The organism is Cytobacillus horneckiae, from assembly GCF_002835735.1.
Lineage (GTDB): Bacteria > Bacillota > Bacilli > Bacillales > Cytobacillaceae > Cytobacillus > Cytobacillus horneckiae.
The window spans coordinates 73009-89030 of record NZ_PISD01000020.1 but is presented as its reverse complement, the minus strand read 5'-3'; the positions used below and the strand labels follow the sequence as shown (position 1 = coordinate 89030).

The following is a 16022-nucleotide window of genomic DNA, read 5'->3' as shown; positions in this document are numbered from 1 at the left end:
AAAAGAGCCTCTTTATTTTTATGTATAGCCAATCCTTATCTGCTTTTCACAATCATATTCACAGCCTCTTGAATTGCTTCCTCAGCATTTTTTCCTTCTTCATTCGCCTCTTTAATACATGCCTCAAGATTCTTTGCAACAACATATCCCATTGTACGATCAATCCCTGAACGTACAGCAGATAGCTGAGTTACAACATCTTTACAATGCTGATCTTCCTCCATCATTCTTAACACTCCGCGTACTTGACCTTCTAACCTTTTTAATCGGTTCTTCATATCTTGTGAGTATTCCATCCGCTCACCTCTCAAACTCAAATTAGTCCTTTATAAATATTATAGCATTTAAATCGTTTTATTAAAAAGTGTCTACTTGTCTGCTTTTTATCAGGAAATAATTCCCTGTTTCTATGAAGAATAAACTCAATAAAAACAAACATAATAGAAAGTACAAACAGCAATTCACTGCTGTTTCTACTGAACCGATGGGTTAAACCGTTAGGTGCATGATCAATGCGCTGGTTCAACTCCAGCTAACCCAGCCAAAACAAAAAACATTATGAGGAGTGGAAACACATTATGGCAAACCAATCTTCAAACCAATTATTAGTACCAGGAGTAACACAAGCTTTAGACCAAATGAAATATGAAATTGCAACTGAATTTGGTGTAAACTTAGGACCTGAAACAACATCTCGTGCCAACGGTTCTGTTGGTGGAGAAATTACAAAACGCCTTGTTCAAATGGCGGAACAACAACTTGGCGGCAGTGCTCGCTAATTAAGATTAATTAAATATTGATGGAATGGCCCCCAATCATTGGGGGCTTCTCTCTTTATTTACACCATTTTTTCTGGAACGACCCATTCATCGTATTGTTCCTCGGTAATATATCCCGTTTTCAGAGCAGCTTCTTTTAACGTTAGCTGATCATTAAAGGCAAGTTTAGCAATTTCAGCTGCCTTTTCATAGCCAATATGCGGATTCAATGCTGTAACAAGCATCAATGACTGATTGACATACTCTTTTATTTTTTCTTCATTTGCTTCTAATCCTGACATGCACTTCTCATTAAACGACTGCATCCCATCAGTCAGCAGCCTAATGGTCTGTAACAAATTATAAATAACAACCGGCTTAAAAACATTTAATTCAAAATTACCTTGACTAGCAGCAAAGCCAATCGTTGCATCATTTCCAAAAACTTGACAAGCTATCATTGTGAGCGCTTCGCTTTGAGTTGGATTTACCTTTCCAGGCATAATTGAACTTCCAGGTTCATTAGCTGGTATCGTTAATTCGCCAATACCGCTCCTTGGTCCGCTTGCGAGCCATCTAACATCATTTGCAATTTTCATTAAATCTGCAGCTAAACCCTTTAAAGCACCATGTACATATACGATTTCACTATGGCTCGTTAATGCTTGAAATTTATTTTCTGAGGAGTGAAAAGCAAGCTTCGTATATGCCGAAATAGCATTAGCCATTTTATCTCCGAAAGATTTATCAGCATTGATGCCTGTACCAACAGCAGTTCCGCCTATTGCTAATCCTTGCAAAGATTCGGCGGCTTTTGTAATCATTCTTTCATTCTTTTCTAGCATATAACGCCAACCGCTCATTTCCTGACCTAATGTGAGCGGTGTCGCATCTTGTAAATGGGTTCTCCCTATTTTTACGATATGGTTATATTCTGTTTCCTTTTGTTTGATCGTTTGCTTAAGCTTCTTCAATGACGGCAATAAATGAATGGTCACTTCATGCAATGCAGCAATATGCATGGCTGTAGGAAAAGTATCATTTGAGCTTTGTGACATATTTACATCATCATTCGGATGAATGCGTATATCTCCCTTATTTAATAATTCATTTGCTCTTCTTGCAATAACCTCATTCACATTCATATTTGTTTGCGTACCACTGCCAGTTTGCCAAACAGCTAGCGGGAAGTGGCTATCAAATTGGCCATTTAGAACTTCGTCACATGCGCTTACGATAGCTGTTTTTTTCGTTTCAGGTAGTTTACCTAGATCATGATTAACAATAGCGGCTGCTCTCTTAACAAGAGTAAAAGCATAAATTAATTCCTGTGGCATTTTTTCTATTCCAATTTTAAAATTTTTTCTGCTTCTTTCCGTCTGCGCTCCCCAATACTTATCAGCTGGAACTTTTACTTCCCCTAATGTATCACGCTCTATTCTAAAATCAGACAAAATAAAAACCTCCCAAAATCTTTTTACATTCTATTCATTTCCCTATTTTAAGAACTTTAAATGTCGAATTTAAAAAAGAGAAAAGATTTATACATGTCTTATTGCTACTCAATTTTATTTATTTATTTATTTCTTTTTCTTACTTCGCCACAATTTCCTGGCAAAGAGTAAATAAAACAATGTTGGCATCGGTGCTTGAATTAAACCAAGAATGCCCCATAGCCAATAATTATGCCCGTGCTTTCTGGCGTTTATAAACAAAAACAAGCTTTGGCTAATAAGGATGATCGCACATGTGATAAAAACGAGAAGCATCTCAGCATCCATCATTCAGGAGCCACCTGCTTTCTATATCTGATAAAGCTGTATAGTGCTACAAAGATGATGCTGGCTATTTGGATAACAATAAATAAATATGGCATTTGGAAGAGAGTAAATAACAACCCACTTAAGATAAATAGCGCAACAAATAAAAAGACGCACACATCTCTGATAAATGTTTTCCGCAATTTTTTTTGTTGATCTTCCACGAATGCTTCAAACCAGCTTGCATCAGGAATGTGAACGGGATGAGCATCAAGGCTATTGAGGCTTTTCGTTATTTCGTCAATTACAGCTTGTTCATTATTATCTTTTTTCAAGAATGTTCAACCCCTCTCTAACAGCAGTTAGACCATTATGGACTCTAGATTTAACTGTGCCTGCAGAAATATTCATCATCTCGCCAATTTCATCATATGAATAGCCGTAGTAATGCTTCAGTATAATTGGGATTCTTACCCCTTCAGATAATTTACCTAACTCTGTAAGCGCATCATTCCAATCTTCATTGTAGCTTTCCATCCTCCATTTTAATTTCCTATAAGCTTCTTCATCGCTTATCCAATCCTTTTCACGTTTTTCTTTTCGATGATAATCAATATACTTATTCGTAGCAATAGAAATAAGCCACGTAGAAAATTTGGACTTCCCTTTAAAAAGAGGGAGCTTTTCAATCGCCTTTGCCATTGTCTCCTGAGCAAGCTCTTCTGAAAGGTCAGGATTCATTGTTACCTTTAATAAATATTTATAAAGAATTGGATAATGCTGTTGAAATAATGAAGCAAAAGCAAGATGATCGCCTTTTTTAGCTTGTTTAATTATCTTCGCCTCATTCATGGCAACCTTCCCTTCTTTTGCACATGGCTGTTGTTCATTTGTTTTTCTGTTAACCTACACCCAATTTCAGTTCCAGTTTAATAAACTAAGCCCTTTTGTTAGACGCTTATCAGCAATTATCGTTCATTTTTATTTTCTCCGATTAAATGTTTTATCAATCCAATGTCGGGGTACTTACATATTAAACTAACAGGTCTCAATAAAAGGAGAATGAATATGAACAAAAAAATCATTTCAGCTAATGTAATAATTAATAAACGATTTTCTATGAAAAAAATGATGGATATATACTTATCAGCTAAAAATTTCAATGGAACTGTATACCTTCTTAATAATCATAAAATTGTTGATATATCAAGTTTATCAAAAATCGTATCATTTCTCCTCATGGTACAGCCTCACACAAAATTAAAAATTATCGTAGAAGGCATTGAAGTCCAAAACCAATTAGATAAAGTGAAAGAGATTTGCACAGAAGAAATCGGAGATCTAATTATCTCAAAGGAAAGACAGGTTCATTTATATCAAACGATTCAACTATAGCATAAAGTGAAACTTCAATCAGTGGGAATCTTACTGTCCGTTAATCTGCGATAAATGGGAGTGAACAAGATGATTCGAGCGATTTTAATGATTATTGGTTTAATTGTTGTTATAAGCGCACTTGTAAATTGGATATTTTAGTAAGAAATAATATTATGGCACCATCTTCATTTTTTTCTCAATGAAAAATCCCGGAAACTTATTTTTCCATAATAAAGGCACATAGATTAACTATGTGCCTTTCGTTTCCTCCTCAGCGAAACCATTCGTCTATTCGATCTCTACCTTGTTGGAACCAGTCACCAAAACGTTGAATTTCTGATTGGATTCTTTCCTCCCTCTCCTTCCTTTGCTCTTGCTGCTGTTGCTGCTGTATAAGCCCATCAACTTTTTGAACGTTAAAGCTTTGAACTTCTTTATCAGTCAATGCGTTTGACATCATTTCTTTAAATAATGGCGCAGTGCCTTCACTGCTTGTCGTTGTTAAATAATGATTTTCATCAGATTGATCGTATCCAACCCATACTGCACCTACTAGCTGAGGTGTATAGCCAACAAACCATTGATCTTTTGTCCCATTCGTGCCTTCTATCGGAAGCTGAGTAGATCCTGTCTTTCCAGCTACCTCTCGCCCTTGGATTTTTGCCGCCTTTCCTGTACCATAATCTACGACGCCAAGGAGCATTGAAGTTATTTTATCAGCAGACTCTTTAGAGATAACCTCTTCTTTATTACCATCCCATTCAGCGATTGTATTGCCTTCTTGATCATCAATTTTCGTTATCGTGTGCGACTTTACTCGCACCCCGTCATTTGCGAACACACTATAGGCCTCTGCCATATTTTGTGGAGAGACTCCGACATTTGTGCCGCCTAATGCAAGACCAAGATTCGGATTAATTGCTTCCTCTGGAATGCCAAAGCTTTCAGCCATCTTTGTCCCTTTTTCAATTCCAATCTCGTTGTATAGCCAAACAGCCGGCAAATTGAGAGAGTCCTTCACAGCTTCATACATAGGGACTTTTCCTTTATAGGTTCCTGAATAGTTATTAGGGGAATAATCTCCGAAATCCATTTTTTCATCTTTTAGCTCATCTGTAATATTCCAGCCTTCCTCCACCGCCACAGCATAAGGTACAATCGGTTTCATTGTTGATCCCGGTTGCCCTACGCGATGAATTGCCCGATTATGGCCCAGCAACGTATGTTCACCCCTGCCGCCTGATAGAGCTTGGATTCCACCTGATGTAGGCTCAATAAAGATCGCACCGCTTTGAACTTGTCTTTCACCTGTACTCTCAGGAAAAAGTGAATCATTCGTATATGTTTTTTCGACCATTGCTTGCATTGCTGGATCAAGCTCAGTATATATGTGGTAGCCTTTTGTCAAAAGATCATCAAGGTTAAGGTCATAAGTGTCCATCGCCTCTTCCAAAACTGCGTCTACATAATAAGGATACTTTCCTTTTAGAGGGTCACCGCCACCGTCATTAAATACTAATTCCTCTGCTTTCGCCTTTTCCAGCTCTTCTTCAGTTATAAACCCATGCTTTTTCATTTGATTCAATACAACGTCCTTACGCTGTAATGCTTTCTCTTCATCTTGATATGGATTAATAGATGAAGGAGCCTTTATTAAGCCTGCCAGCAAAGCTGACTCGCTTAGCGTTAATTCCTCTACATCTTTTGCATAATACTTCTGTGCCGCCCTTTTAATGCCATAAGCCCCTTCACCAAAATAAATTTGATTCAGATACATTTGTAATATTTCATTCTTTGAATATTTTCTTTCGATTTCCCTTGAAAGAAAAATTTCTTCAATTTTTCTTTCATAAGTTTTTTCAGAAGTAAGCAGGGCATTCTTTGTTAGCTGTTGAGTGATTGTGCTTCCGCCCTCAACAATCTGACCTGCTTTTATATTACGCACTAGCGCTCTGCCTATGCCTTTATAATCGACGCCATTATGTTCATAAAAACGATGGTCCTCGATGGCAATGACAGCATTCTTCATGTGCTCAGGGATATCATCGATATAAACGCCCTCGTTTTTATTCGCTGAAATCTTGCTGGCCTCATCACCGTTTTTATCGTAAATAATTGTTGGCTGTGATAAACCAGTCTCAATTGCGCTAATATCTGCCTTGCTTGAAAAAGGATAGATGAAAATAAGAATGATTAATGCAAATAAACAGCCTAATAATAATAATATTTGTGTAAAATGAAACCTTTTCCATATAGATTTCATATTTTTATACCATGAACTTCTCTCCATATTGCCTCCATATTTTTTATTTAATTGGCACGATATTATTTCTGTTAGTTTCCCTTCTTGAATTACTCTTAAACCGGTGGATATTGTCAGTGAACGTACAATTAATTAAAACTTTATGATTAGTACATGCCGATATCGGGTAAAGAGTAATCATATCACGAAAGGATGATGATCTATGATTTTTAATAAAATCATCGTTGCTTATGATGACTCAGAAGGCAGTAAACATGCTTTAGAAAAAGGGATTGATTTTTTAAAAATGGCACCGCATACAGAGATTATATTAGCACATGTGGATGAGGAGAAAACGGAGAATGCTCATGTAGCTTCGCATGATCCACAGTTAAGAGCAAATCAAAATATGATTGAAGGCATGCAAATTCAGCCGCTGTCCATCAGTGACCATGAACAGCCGGCATCCTCACACTCTAGAATTATCAATAGTGTTGATGAAGCCATTTCCCATGCTAAGCAAATTGCAGGAAAATATAATATCGACTTAAAATATGAAGTTTTAACGGGTAAACCCGCAGATGCCATTTGTCAATTTGCAAAAGCCGAATCTTCTGATTTAATTATCGTTGGCAGTACATCAAACCATGGTATTAAAAGAATGTTCCTTGGCAGCACAAGTGAAAGAATTACGAAAGAAGCAACTTGCAATGTGCTAATTGCAAAATAAATAAATTCTGTAAATTATCCTCACAAAAAAGCAGCCTAAATAGGCTGCTTCTTTATTACATTAAAATTTCTTTAATTACTTCTTCAAACCGATCTGTAGCCGAGCGTTCATCAAAGCTGCTATATACTCGAAAATGTTCATCATCTATGATTCTATAATGCTGGCTAATAATATTTTGCTGCAGGATAAATCCGTTTTCTTTCTTTAATTCTTTCCACCAAATTTTTCCACCTAATGTTTTTTCTTTTCGATAATCGATTCCTTCTCTTGCAATCGTTTCCAACACTTCTAATGGTTCATTCCCAAATAAAAAACGAACAGTTTCAGTTTCGCGAAATAAAGCGCAAACTGCGACAACCGTTGACCAGCCAGCTTCAGCCCGTCCCTTTTCAATTTGTACGAGTGTTTTCTTTGATACTCCAATAATCTCAGCCATTTTGTCTTGTGTATAGCCTGCTTCCGTTCTAATCAGGCGCATCTTTTCAGATACTTTTAAAATTATTTCATCTCTCGTCAAAATGAATTCAGTCCCTTATTTGTAGTGGTGTAAATTTACACATGGTTACTCTATTATAAAGCTAATTATTATGATTTTTCAAATAAAAAAACATTTTATTTTTCTGTTATAAGATCTAAAAAGGATTTATGATAATATAAGCGAATTGTATAAATACCCGAGAACTTATGGAGGTACTGGATAATGTATGCTGGAACCTATGAAAAACTATCTGCTTTCTACAATCAAAGAAAAGAAGATATCGTAAATGAATGGTCTGAAAAAAACCGTCATGTACAATCAGATTCGGATAATAATAACGTTATTAATAATAAAGTCATGGAACTCCTGTTAAAGAAAGTGTTCTGCGATAAAGAATGCAATGATGATGTTTTTATGGTGCTTGCACATGAAGCCATCCAAAGCCGGAGAATAAGCAGTTTTAATATTGGAGACTTTGTTTATTCCATTAAAACTGGCAGAGAAGTCACTCAAAAGTATTTATTTCAAATTAATGCAACCGAGAATGAGATGCGAATATATATTCAGCAGATGAATGATTGCTTTGATAAATTCCTTTATTTTGCCGTCTCTTTCTATAGTGAAAATCAAAATCAAATCATTAAAGAGAAAAATCAATTCATCGATTCCACTCATAAGGATCGACTCACATTATTAGGACAAATGACATCAAGCTTTATACACGAATTTCGCAACCCTTTAACTTCAATCCAGGGATTCATCCAACTATTAAAATCAGATTATCCAAATATGAAATATTTGGATATTATCTCAAATGAGATTGAACAATTAAATTTCCGAATTTCCCAATTTTTGCTTCTCTCAAAAAAAGAACTTATTGGAAAAGAAAAAGTGAATTTTCCTTTGAACGAGCTCATCTCCGAGGTGCTTAACTTTCTTTATCCGAGTATCCTTGATAGCAAAGTAAAAATCATTAAGGAAAACCACACAAAGGAAGTATTCTTGTGCGGATATAAAGACGAAATAAGACAAGTCTTAATTAATATTATATTTAATGCTATTGATGTGCTGACGCCTGAGTCTAAAAATCCAACTATAGAGATTATTTTAAAAAACATCAATGCTACAAAAGTTCAAATTGATATAGCAAATAATGGGCCGGAAATTCCCGCAAATTTAGTACAAACGATTTTTGAACCTTTTTTTACTACTAAAACACTAGGAACAGGACTTGGACTGTTTGTATGTAAAGAAATTATCGAAAAACATCGTGGCACACTAACTTGCGAATCCCAAAAAAGCAGAACGGTCTTTTCAATTATTTTACCCATTCAAGAACAATCCAATTGATACAGAAAGAAAGAGCTGCTCATCGTCAGCTCTTTTTTCTCTTTTAAAGTTGGTTGCTGCATACCTCTCTATGCACTCGGCTCGCTGACAAGTTAGAAAAAAAACTTCGGCGTGCTTTTCGACTCATGGGTCTCCATTTCACCATGAAGTCTCGTACATTCGCTGTCATCAACAGCGAGGAAAAATCAACAATTAGTATTTAACATAGCCTTTACTAAAAATTATTGAACCGGATTTTCGTTCAATTTAGCTTTTCTTTTTCTTTCTGCTTCTGTTACCCAAACTGCACAAGCTGCATCTCCAGTAATATTTACCGCCGTACGTGCCATATCTAGTAAACGGTCAATACCTAAGATTAATGCAATCCCTTCGACAGGCAGGTTTACAGATTGCAGAACCATAGCGAGCATAATTAAGCCTACTCCTGGTACACCTGCTGTACCAATACTAGCAAGGACGGCTGTTAGAACAACTGTTAATAATTGACCAAAGCTTAAATCTATTCCATACACTTGAGCAATAAAGATGGTTGCCACGCCTTGCATAATGGCTGTCCCATCCATGTTAATCGTAGCGCCCAGCGGCTGAACAAAACTGCTGATCGATTTCGGAATTTTCAAATTACTTTGCGCCACTTCCATTGACAACGGGAGAACAGCATTACTACTTGATGTGCTGAAGGCAACACCCATTGCAGGTGAGAAGCCTTTAAAGAACTTAAACGGGTTTCTCTTTCCACCCAAAAAGTACACCGTTCCTCCATATGTGATAAGCATATGCAATAGCAGTGCAGCAATGACAATCGTCATGTATAATCCCATTGCTTTAATTGCAGAGAAGCCTTGGCTTCCAATTGCTGAAGCCAATAATCCAAATGCGCCATACGGTGCAAATTTCATAACAACTCCGACAAGATACATCATAATATCATTGCCTTGCTGAATTAAGTTGACTATCCCTTTTGTTTTTTCTCCTAGCATTGTTAAAGCAAATCCAATAAAGCCGGCAAATACAATGATTTGTAGCATATCTCCTGATGACATCGCTGCAAATGGATTAGATGGAATAATGTTCAGCAGCGTTTCACTCACTGGCGGAGCTTCTTTTGCTTCGAAGCTTGCACTAGAAGTATTAAATTCTCCAACCTCACCAGGCTTAAATACTAAAGCTAATGCGATCGCGATTGAAAGCGCTATAAAAGTACTGAAAATAAAATATAAAATTGTTCTAACACCAATTCTCCCTAAGTTCTTCGGGTCACCTAGTCCATTAAAACCTAAAATAATTGAAAAAAGTACAATAGGAATAACAAGCATACTAATTAAATTAAGAAAGATTTTCCCCAGCGGACTGAATAACCACGTATCAAGGACAGAAAATACTCCGGGTGCCGTAATATTTAATGTAATACCAACTACCGCACCTGCTATTAAAGCAATAATAATTTTTGTCGTTAATTTCATAGAAGACCTCCCATTTTTATGTTCGAAATATAAGAATAATATAAAGTTTCGTGTTTACGCAAAGAAAAAGAGTTATGTTGAAATATTTTTGATTCTATTTTACTATTCCTAACATCTATTTTCGCTATTTTATAATCATGTTAGTTTGCCTCTATGAATATTTTTTTATCAAAAGGAGGCAGTGAACTGATGTTTAAATACAAGGTCGATAAAGCGATAACTTTAAAGCAATTACAGCTTTCCCATACAAATGAGTTTTATTATTTGATTGAAAACAACAGGTCGCTTTTTAGAGAATGGCTACCATGGATAGATTATGCTACTTCTATTCAAAGAAGCTATGAAATTATCCAGGGCTGGCTACATTTAGCAGCCGAAAATACGGGGCTAAATGCCGGCATTTTTTATCAAAAGAAGCTTGTTGGCTCCCTTAGCTTGCATGCATTTGATTGGACGAATAAGAATGTCAGCATCGGCTACTTTTTAGATGAACAATTTCAAGGGAATGGAATTGTTATTAAATCTGTCAACAGCATTACGAAATACGCCCTCACCAATTTAAACATGCATCGAGTTGAAATAAGATGTGCAGTCAATAATAAAAAAAGCTGTGCCATTCCCGAGAAATTAGGCTTTACAAAAGAAGGGATCATCCGTGACGGAGAGCTCATCCACGGCAAATTTCATGATTTATACCTCTATTCGATGCTATCTAATAATCTGTAAAGTGGGTTTTATTAACCTTTATGAAGTTTTTATTGTGACAAATATTCCTCTACTGTGTGGATTTTTCACCCTGGCTGATTGCAGCAGATAGATAGACCATGGAGCCGTTAGCGAAGCAACTTCGGTTAATTAAGGCAATTAAACTTAAATGGTGAGTTTTTAACATTTAGCCCTTCATATTTACAGAATTTTCGAATAAAATATAAGTGGAACCCTTTTTTCAAACCACTACGTTTGACTGTATGGTTTTTAGTAAAGTATAATTATCTCTAAATTATATAAACTGAGGTGATAAGATGGGGTATTCTATCGCATCGGTGAGTTAGCAAAGATTGCAAACGTAACTAAAAGGACAATAGATTATTATACATGTATGGGGTTAATACATGCCGATCGCTCAAAATCAAATTATAGAATCTACTCAGAGAATGCATTAGCAGACTTAAGATTTATTGAAGATTGCAAGAAAATGCATTTACCGCTTGAAGAGATTAAGAGAAAACTAGAAATAAACAGGAAAAGGGATATACGTACAAGAGAAATAGAAAAACATGCCCAGGCAGTTGCCTTGCAGATGAAGCAGCTTCAAAATGAACTATCCATACTAAGACCTCTAATATTGAAACTTGAAGAGAAGCAGAAGGATGATGTATCAAAGCTGCTATCAGTCGAAGGCACAGCTTTACTACGTTCACTTGTAAGCTTAAAAAGCTAGTCCAACTTTTCTATTAATCAGGAGGTGACACCCTGCCCGTTTAGTCGGGAAAGGGGAACTTATTTGGACATATTTAACTTGGTTATAGTAGCCATTTTAATTGCTTTAACGGCATTTTTTGTAGTTTCGGAATTTGCCATTGTAAAAATACGAAGTTCTAGAATTGACCAATTAATTGAAGAAGGCAGCACAAGAGCCGTAGCTGTAAAGAAATTGACGACACATCTTGATGAGTATTTATCTGCCTGCCAGCTAGGAATCACCATTACTGCTTTAGCACTTGGGTGGCTAGGGGAAAAAACATTTGAAAGCATATTGTCGCCAATATTTCAGTTTTTCAACATACCTGAATCATTATCACATGTACTAGTGATTGCTTTTGCTTTCCTAATTGTTACATTCCTTCATGTAGTTGTTGGAGAACTTGCACCGAAAACAGTTGCTATCCATAAAGCTGAAGCGGTTACTTTAATCGTAGCAAAGCCGCTTATTTGGTTCTATAGATTAATGTTCCCTTTTATATGGGTTTTAAACGGATCTGCCAGACTATTAACCAGCCTATTTGGCCTTAAGCCTGCATCTGCTCACGACTTGGCCCATTCTGAAGAGGAGCTTCGTATTATCCTTTCAGAAAGTTATGAAAGTGGCGAAATTAACCAATCTGAGTTTAAGTATGTAAATAAAATCTTCGACTTTGATGACCGAATTGCTAAAGAAATCATGGTACCGAGAACAGAAATTGTCTCATTATCGAAGGAAGATAGTTTAGAATCATTTCTGCATATAGCCAAAAATGAAAAGTTTACAAGGTATCCAATTATTGACGGTGATAAAGATCATATTATTGGATTGATTAATATTAAAGAGATATTGACCGAACTTATTTCCGATAAAAAAGAAGCACCTACAAAAAAACTCGAATCATATATGCGCCCGATCATCCGTGTAATCGATTCTATACCGATTCATGATCTACTCTTAAAGATGCAAAAGGAACGCATCCATATGGCGATTTTAATGGATGAATATGGAGGCACTTCAGGCCTCGTCACCGTCGAAGATATTATTGAAGAAATCGTAGGAGACATTCGCGACGAATTTGATGTAGATGAAGTACCAAGTGTTCAAAAGGTGAAGGAAAAGCATTATATCTTTGATGCTAAGGTGCTTGTAAGTCAAATCAATGATTTATTAGAGATTGATATAAATGATGAGGATGTAGACACAATAGGCGGTTGGATCTTAACAGAGGATTATGAAGCAAAGGAAGGCGATATCCTTGAACACGCCTCCTACCGCTTTAAAATTCTTGAGATGGAAGATCATCATATAAAGTCAGTCGAGGTGACGCATATTCCTGAAATTGAGGAAACAGCTCCTCAAAAGATTCCATTAACAGAATCACAAGTGCAAATTTAAATGGGGCTGTCCGAATAGTCCCGAATAAAAAAAGCAGGACGGAAAATAACCAGTTTTTCTGTCCTGCTTTTTAGTTTCTCTTTTTTTATGAAATAGCGACAATATCAAATTCCACATTCACTTTGTCTAGTCCCCGCAAAAAACAATAAAACACAGCTCTTCTCCATCACCTTTCGCATACAAATAGTTTTCTTCACTAAGAGAAAATCTGTTCGAATAAGCTTCAGTGGTTTATTCATCATACTGTCCTTTTTTTCAATCTTTGTGCTTTTTAGATGGGAATCCCGCACTTTCTTATCAACTTGCCTCGGTGGGCGGTTTTCTTGATGGGAATCCAGCGCTTTCTTATCAACTTTACTCGGTGGGACGTTTTCTTGATGGGAATCCCACGCTTTCTTATCAACTTTACTCAGAGAGCCGCTTTCTTGATAGGGATCCGGCACATTCTTATCAACTTTACTCAGAGGACCGTTTTCTTGATGGGAATCCGGCACTTTCTTATCAACTTTACTCGGTAGGATGTTTTCTTGATGGGAATCCGACACATTCTTATCAACTTTACTCAGTGGGAAGTTTTCTTGATGGGAATCCGGCACTTTCTTATCAACTTTACTCGGTAGGACGTTTTCTTGATAGGAATCCCGCGCTTTCTTATCAACTGAACTCGGACGGCGGTTTTCTTGATGGGAATCCCGTACTTTCTTATCAACTTACCTCGATCCTCTCGCCAATCACCTCCACGAGGCAATTAATAAGGTCTTTGTTAAGATGGTAATCTATTTAAAAACAGCCGTTGTCCCACTGCTCGTAATGAATGAACGCATACTAAAAAAGCCTGCAGACAAGTTTTATATCTGCAAGCTAAAAAATCTTTGCTATTTCTTAGGAAAGAATAATCTAAATGTCGTTCCTTTCTTCGGTTCACTCGACACCTCAATTTTCCCATCATGTAACTCAACAAGCTGTTTTACAATAGAAAGGCCAATGCCAAACTCACCAAAATAACTGTTCGTTCTGGACGAATCTGCTTTATAAAACCTTTCCCATATCCAGTCCACTTCCTTCGGATCAATTCCAATTCCATTATCTTCTATTTCAATTTGAATGCATTCATCCTGATCGATTGCTCTTAGTGACACCCAGCCGTTTTCAGTAAATTGAATACTGTTTTTAACAATGTTCACTAATATTTGAACGAGACGGTCATAATCAGCCTTAACAGTTAAATTATCAGCAGCTTCAATAAAGATTTGATTATTTTTCTCTTCAGCTTGCATGAGGAGCTGGTCGCTAACGACTTCAAATACTTCGATGACTTCGATGTCGATCAAATAAAGATGCAATTGGTTAGACCGAATTTTTTCATAATCCAGGTTTTCATTCACAAGCCTAATTAACCTTTTTGCTTCCCGATCAATTAGGGTCATCCCTTTTTCAACTTCTTGCTCAGGAATAAGCTCGTTTTTTATACCTTCTGCCAGCCCACTAATTGTTGTTAATGGCGTTCTCAGCTCGTGTGAAACATCTGCGAGGAATTTCTGCCTTCTATTTTCAAGCCTTTCTATCTCTTGATTTGATTCTTTTAATTTATTGGCCATATTATTAAAATCGCGTGCGAGATGACCTAATTCATCCTTTTTATTATCGGGAACATTTACATTATAGTTTCCTGAAGATATCATCGAAGTCGCCTTTCTAAAAGCTCTAATTCGATTTGATAAATTTATTGAAGAGAACCAGCTAAGCAGAATAGCTGCAGTAAAAGAAATACAAATTGTATAGAATAGGTATTTATTTAATTGACCAATCATTTGCATAGAGCTGCTTATAGGTGACAGCAGTAAAATCCCGCCAGAAATCTTCCCTCCCTGCATATATGGCAATGCAACGAGCGTAACTTCCTGATCAAATCGTTTAATGTCGTGCATAATGGAAATTGATTCTCCGGTTGATAATTGCTTCCATTCAGCTTGTGAAATCCTTAAACTTGGATCCATTAATACATTAGGATAAATAATATCTGCATTTCCATCAAAAAGAATATATTGAATTTTTCTAGCATCAAGGAGCTGGCTATATTTCCGCAAGAGTTCTTCTGTATCATTGGACTTTAATGTCACATCTAATAGTATTTGCTCTCCATATTCACTTAGCTCATTCACCTTGTTTTCAAAAATGTAATTTTTAACAAACTGTGAAAATAATAAACCGATCAGCAAAAATGCCAACACTAAAATCATAATATGGCTGGAAAGCAGCTTATAAAAATATTTATTACTCATGAGAATCTGCCGTTTCATCAAACTTATAGCCGACGCCCCATACAGTATGAATAAAAGGCTGTTCAGCATTGCTAATTTTCTTTCTCAGTCTTTTAATATGGACGTCCACTGTCCTCTCATCTCCATAAAACTGATAGCCCCAAACCTTATCAAGCAATTGTTCTCGAGAAAATACCTGTTTAGGGTGTTTAATAAAATAGTAAAGCAAGTCGAATTCCTTAGGGGTCAAATTGGCTAATAGCTCTCCATTATAATAGGCTTCTCTAGAGTCTTTACTTATTTTAAAGTGCTGGCTTGAAATAAAATGGTTTTCTTTATCAATTGAATCAGTTTGGAATCGCCGCGTTACCGCTTTAATTCTCGCCATTAGTGTAAGCGGACTAAATGGCTTGGTTACATAATCATCCGCTCCCATTTCCAAGCCTAATACTTGGTCTGATTCACTATCTTTAGCTGTTAGCATAATAATAGGGACGCCGCTCAGTTCCCTTATTTTCCGACAAAGTGTAACGCCGTCCATTAAAGGAAGCATCCAGTCAACAATGATTAAATCCCATCTATCTTTATTAAATTCATCAAAGCCGGATTGCCCATCATGGACAAATGTCCCTTGATAACCTTCTTTCATGAAAAACATCTCCAGCATTGAACAAACACTTTCATTATCTTCTACTACTAATATGTTCACGTACACCATCCTAACTAAAATCTTCTATACATTC

18 protein-coding genes are annotated in these 16022 nt (G+C 36.4%); 7 read left to right on the top strand and 11 right to left on the bottom strand.

What is annotated here, in order from left to right:
• Positions 1-35 precede the first annotated feature (35 nt).
• Positions 36-296: a metal-sensitive transcriptional regulator gene (locus CWS20_RS10990; RefSeq protein WP_066195793.1), complete on the bottom strand. Its 261-nt coding sequence runs from the start codon at positions 294-296 to the stop codon at positions 36-38.
• A 282-nt stretch (positions 297-578) separates the two neighbouring features.
• On the opposite strand from CWS20_RS10990, the gene CWS20_RS10985 reads away from it, so the two are divergent.
• Positions 579-779, top strand: a complete 201-nt coding sequence (locus CWS20_RS10985; RefSeq protein WP_066195787.1) for an alpha/beta-type small acid-soluble spore protein — start codon at positions 579-581, stop codon at positions 777-779.
• A 59-nt stretch (positions 780-838) separates the two neighbouring features.
• On the opposite strand, the gene fumC is transcribed toward CWS20_RS10985, so the two are convergent.
• From fumC to sigY, 4 genes are all read right to left on the bottom strand, one after another.
• Positions 839-2212 (bottom strand): class II fumarate hydratase, encoded by a 1374-nt coding sequence (gene fumC, locus CWS20_RS10980; RefSeq protein ID WP_066195784.1) that lies wholly within the window; start codon positions 2210-2212, stop codon positions 839-841.
• Between the two features lie 126 nt (positions 2213-2338).
• Positions 2339-2542 carry a sigma-Y antisigma factor component gene (locus tag CWS20_RS10975; RefSeq protein ID WP_066195781.1) on the bottom strand — a complete coding sequence of 68 codons (204 nt, stop codon included), beginning with the start codon at positions 2540-2542 and terminating at the stop codon, positions 2339-2341.
• On the bottom strand, positions 2539-2853 hold the full coding sequence (locus tag CWS20_RS10970) for a YxlC family protein (RefSeq protein ID WP_066195779.1): 315 nt from the start codon (positions 2851-2853) through the stop codon (positions 2539-2541). The genes CWS20_RS10975 and CWS20_RS10970 overlap by 4 nt, the downstream gene beginning before the upstream one ends.
• On the bottom strand, positions 2840-3370 hold the full coding sequence (gene sigY, locus CWS20_RS10965) for an RNA polymerase sigma factor SigY (protein ID WP_066195777.1): 531 nt from the start codon (positions 3368-3370) through the stop codon (positions 2840-2842). The genes CWS20_RS10970 and sigY overlap by 14 nt, the downstream gene beginning before the upstream one ends.
• 216 nt (positions 3371-3586) lie before the next feature.
• Between sigY and CWS20_RS10960 the strand changes: the two genes are divergently transcribed.
• Entirely contained in the window at positions 3587-3913 is a 327-nt protein-coding gene (locus CWS20_RS10960; RefSeq protein ID WP_066195774.1) for a hypothetical protein, read from the top strand.
• 253 nt (positions 3914-4166) lie between these two features.
• On the opposite strand, the gene CWS20_RS10955 is transcribed toward CWS20_RS10960, so the two are convergent.
• Positions 4167-6185, bottom strand: coding sequence for a transglycosylase domain-containing protein (locus tag CWS20_RS10955; RefSeq protein ID WP_066195772.1), 2019 nt, complete (start codon positions 6183-6185; stop codon positions 4167-4169).
• A 175-nt stretch (positions 6186-6360) separates the two neighbouring features.
• Here CWS20_RS10955 and CWS20_RS10950 point away from each other — a divergent pair, with 175 nt between their 5' ends.
• On the top strand, positions 6361-6867 hold the full coding sequence (locus CWS20_RS10950) for a universal stress protein (RefSeq protein WP_066195771.1): 507 nt from the start codon (positions 6361-6363) through the stop codon (positions 6865-6867).
• Between the two features lie 55 nt (positions 6868-6922).
• On the opposite strand, the gene CWS20_RS10945 is transcribed toward CWS20_RS10950, so the two are convergent.
• Positions 6923-7384, bottom strand: a complete 462-nt coding sequence (locus CWS20_RS10945) for a helix-turn-helix transcriptional regulator (RefSeq protein ID WP_066195768.1) — start codon at positions 7382-7384, stop codon at positions 6923-6925.
• Positions 7385-7567: 183 nt separating this feature from the next.
• Between CWS20_RS10945 and CWS20_RS10940 the strand changes: the two genes are divergently transcribed.
• Positions 7568-8695 carry an ATP-binding protein gene (locus tag CWS20_RS10940; protein WP_066195765.1) on the top strand — a complete coding sequence of 376 codons (1128 nt, stop codon included), beginning with the start codon at positions 7568-7570 and terminating at the stop codon, positions 8693-8695.
• Between the two features lie 221 nt (positions 8696-8916).
• Here CWS20_RS10940 and CWS20_RS10935 read toward each other — a convergent pair whose 3' ends face one another.
• Positions 8917-10158 carry a dicarboxylate/amino acid:cation symporter gene (locus CWS20_RS10935; RefSeq protein ID WP_066195762.1) on the bottom strand — a complete coding sequence of 414 codons (1242 nt, stop codon included), beginning with the start codon at positions 10156-10158 and terminating at the stop codon, positions 8917-8919.
• A 189-nt stretch (positions 10159-10347) separates the two neighbouring features.
• On the opposite strand from CWS20_RS10935, the gene CWS20_RS10930 reads away from it, so the two are divergent.
• The 3 genes from CWS20_RS10930 (at position 10348) to CWS20_RS10920 (ending at position 13018) form a co-directional block, all read left to right on the top strand.
• Positions 10348-10884 (top strand): GNAT family N-acetyltransferase, encoded by a 537-nt coding sequence (locus CWS20_RS10930; protein ID WP_066195759.1) that lies wholly within the window; start codon positions 10348-10350, stop codon positions 10882-10884.
• Between the two features lie 313 nt (positions 10885-11197).
• Positions 11198-11599 carry a MerR family transcriptional regulator gene (locus CWS20_RS10925; RefSeq protein ID WP_083957330.1) on the top strand — a complete coding sequence of 134 codons (402 nt, stop codon included), beginning with the start codon at positions 11198-11200 and terminating at the stop codon, positions 11597-11599.
• Between the two features lie 63 nt (positions 11600-11662).
• Positions 11663-13018, top strand: a complete 1356-nt coding sequence (locus tag CWS20_RS10920) for a hemolysin family protein (protein WP_066195754.1) — start codon at positions 11663-11665, stop codon at positions 13016-13018.
• 104 nt (positions 13019-13122) lie between these two features.
• Here CWS20_RS10920 and CWS20_RS10915 read toward each other — a convergent pair whose 3' ends face one another.
• The 3 genes from CWS20_RS10915 to CWS20_RS10905 all read right to left on the bottom strand — a co-directional run bounded on the left by CWS20_RS10915 (position 13123) and on the right by CWS20_RS10905 (position 15988).
• The gene (locus tag CWS20_RS10915) at positions 13123-13614 is read right to left on the bottom strand and encodes a hypothetical protein (RefSeq protein ID WP_066195751.1); all 492 of its coding nucleotides are present in this window, start codon (positions 13612-13614) and stop codon (positions 13123-13125) included.
• Positions 13615-13893: 279 nt separating this feature from the next.
• Positions 13894-15300, bottom strand: coding sequence for a sensor histidine kinase (locus CWS20_RS10910; RefSeq protein ID WP_066195748.1), 1407 nt, complete (start codon positions 15298-15300; stop codon positions 13894-13896).
• Positions 15293-15988, bottom strand: coding sequence for a response regulator transcription factor (locus CWS20_RS10905; RefSeq protein WP_066195745.1), 696 nt, complete (start codon positions 15986-15988; stop codon positions 15293-15295). Before CWS20_RS10905 ends, CWS20_RS10910 begins: the two co-directional genes overlap by 8 nt.
• Between the last annotated feature and the right edge of the window lie 34 nt (positions 15989-16022).

Bases quoted from the DNA above. Each gene is read 5' to 3' on its own strand.
- sigY (WP_066195777.1), bottom strand. From the start codon at position 3,370: ATGAATGAGGCGAAGATAATTAAACAAGCTAAAAAAGGCGATCATCTT.
- CWS20_RS10985 (WP_066195787.1), top strand. From the start codon at position 579: ATGGCAAACCAATCTTCAAACCAATTATTAGTACCAGGAGTAACACAA.
- CWS20_RS10975 (WP_066195781.1), bottom strand. From the start codon at position 2,542: ATGATGGATGCTGAGATGCTTCTCGTTTTTATCACATGTGCGATCATC.
- CWS20_RS10935 (WP_066195762.1), bottom strand. From the start codon at position 10,158: ATGAAATTAACGACAAAAATTATTATTGCTTTAATAGCAGGTGCGGTA.
- CWS20_RS10990 (WP_066195793.1), bottom strand. From the start codon at position 296: ATGGAATACTCACAAGATATGAAGAACCGATTAAAAAGGTTAGAAGGT.
- CWS20_RS10940 (WP_066195765.1), top strand. From the start codon at position 7,568: ATGTATGCTGGAACCTATGAAAAACTATCTGCTTTCTACAATCAAAGA.
- CWS20_RS10950 (WP_066195771.1), top strand. From the start codon at position 6,361: ATGATTTTTAATAAAATCATCGTTGCTTATGATGACTCAGAAGGCAGT.
- CWS20_RS10930 (WP_066195759.1), top strand. From the start codon at position 10,348: ATGTTTAAATACAAGGTCGATAAAGCGATAACTTTAAAGCAATTACAG.
- CWS20_RS10960 (WP_066195774.1), top strand. From the start codon at position 3,587: ATGAACAAAAAAATCATTTCAGCTAATGTAATAATTAATAAACGATTT.
- CWS20_RS10955 (WP_066195772.1), bottom strand. From the start codon at position 6,185: ATGGAGAGAAGTTCATGGTATAAAAATATGAAATCTATATGGAAAAGG.
- CWS20_RS10910 (WP_066195748.1), bottom strand. From the start codon at position 15,300: ATGAGTAATAAATATTTTTATAAGCTGCTTTCCAGCCATATTATGATT.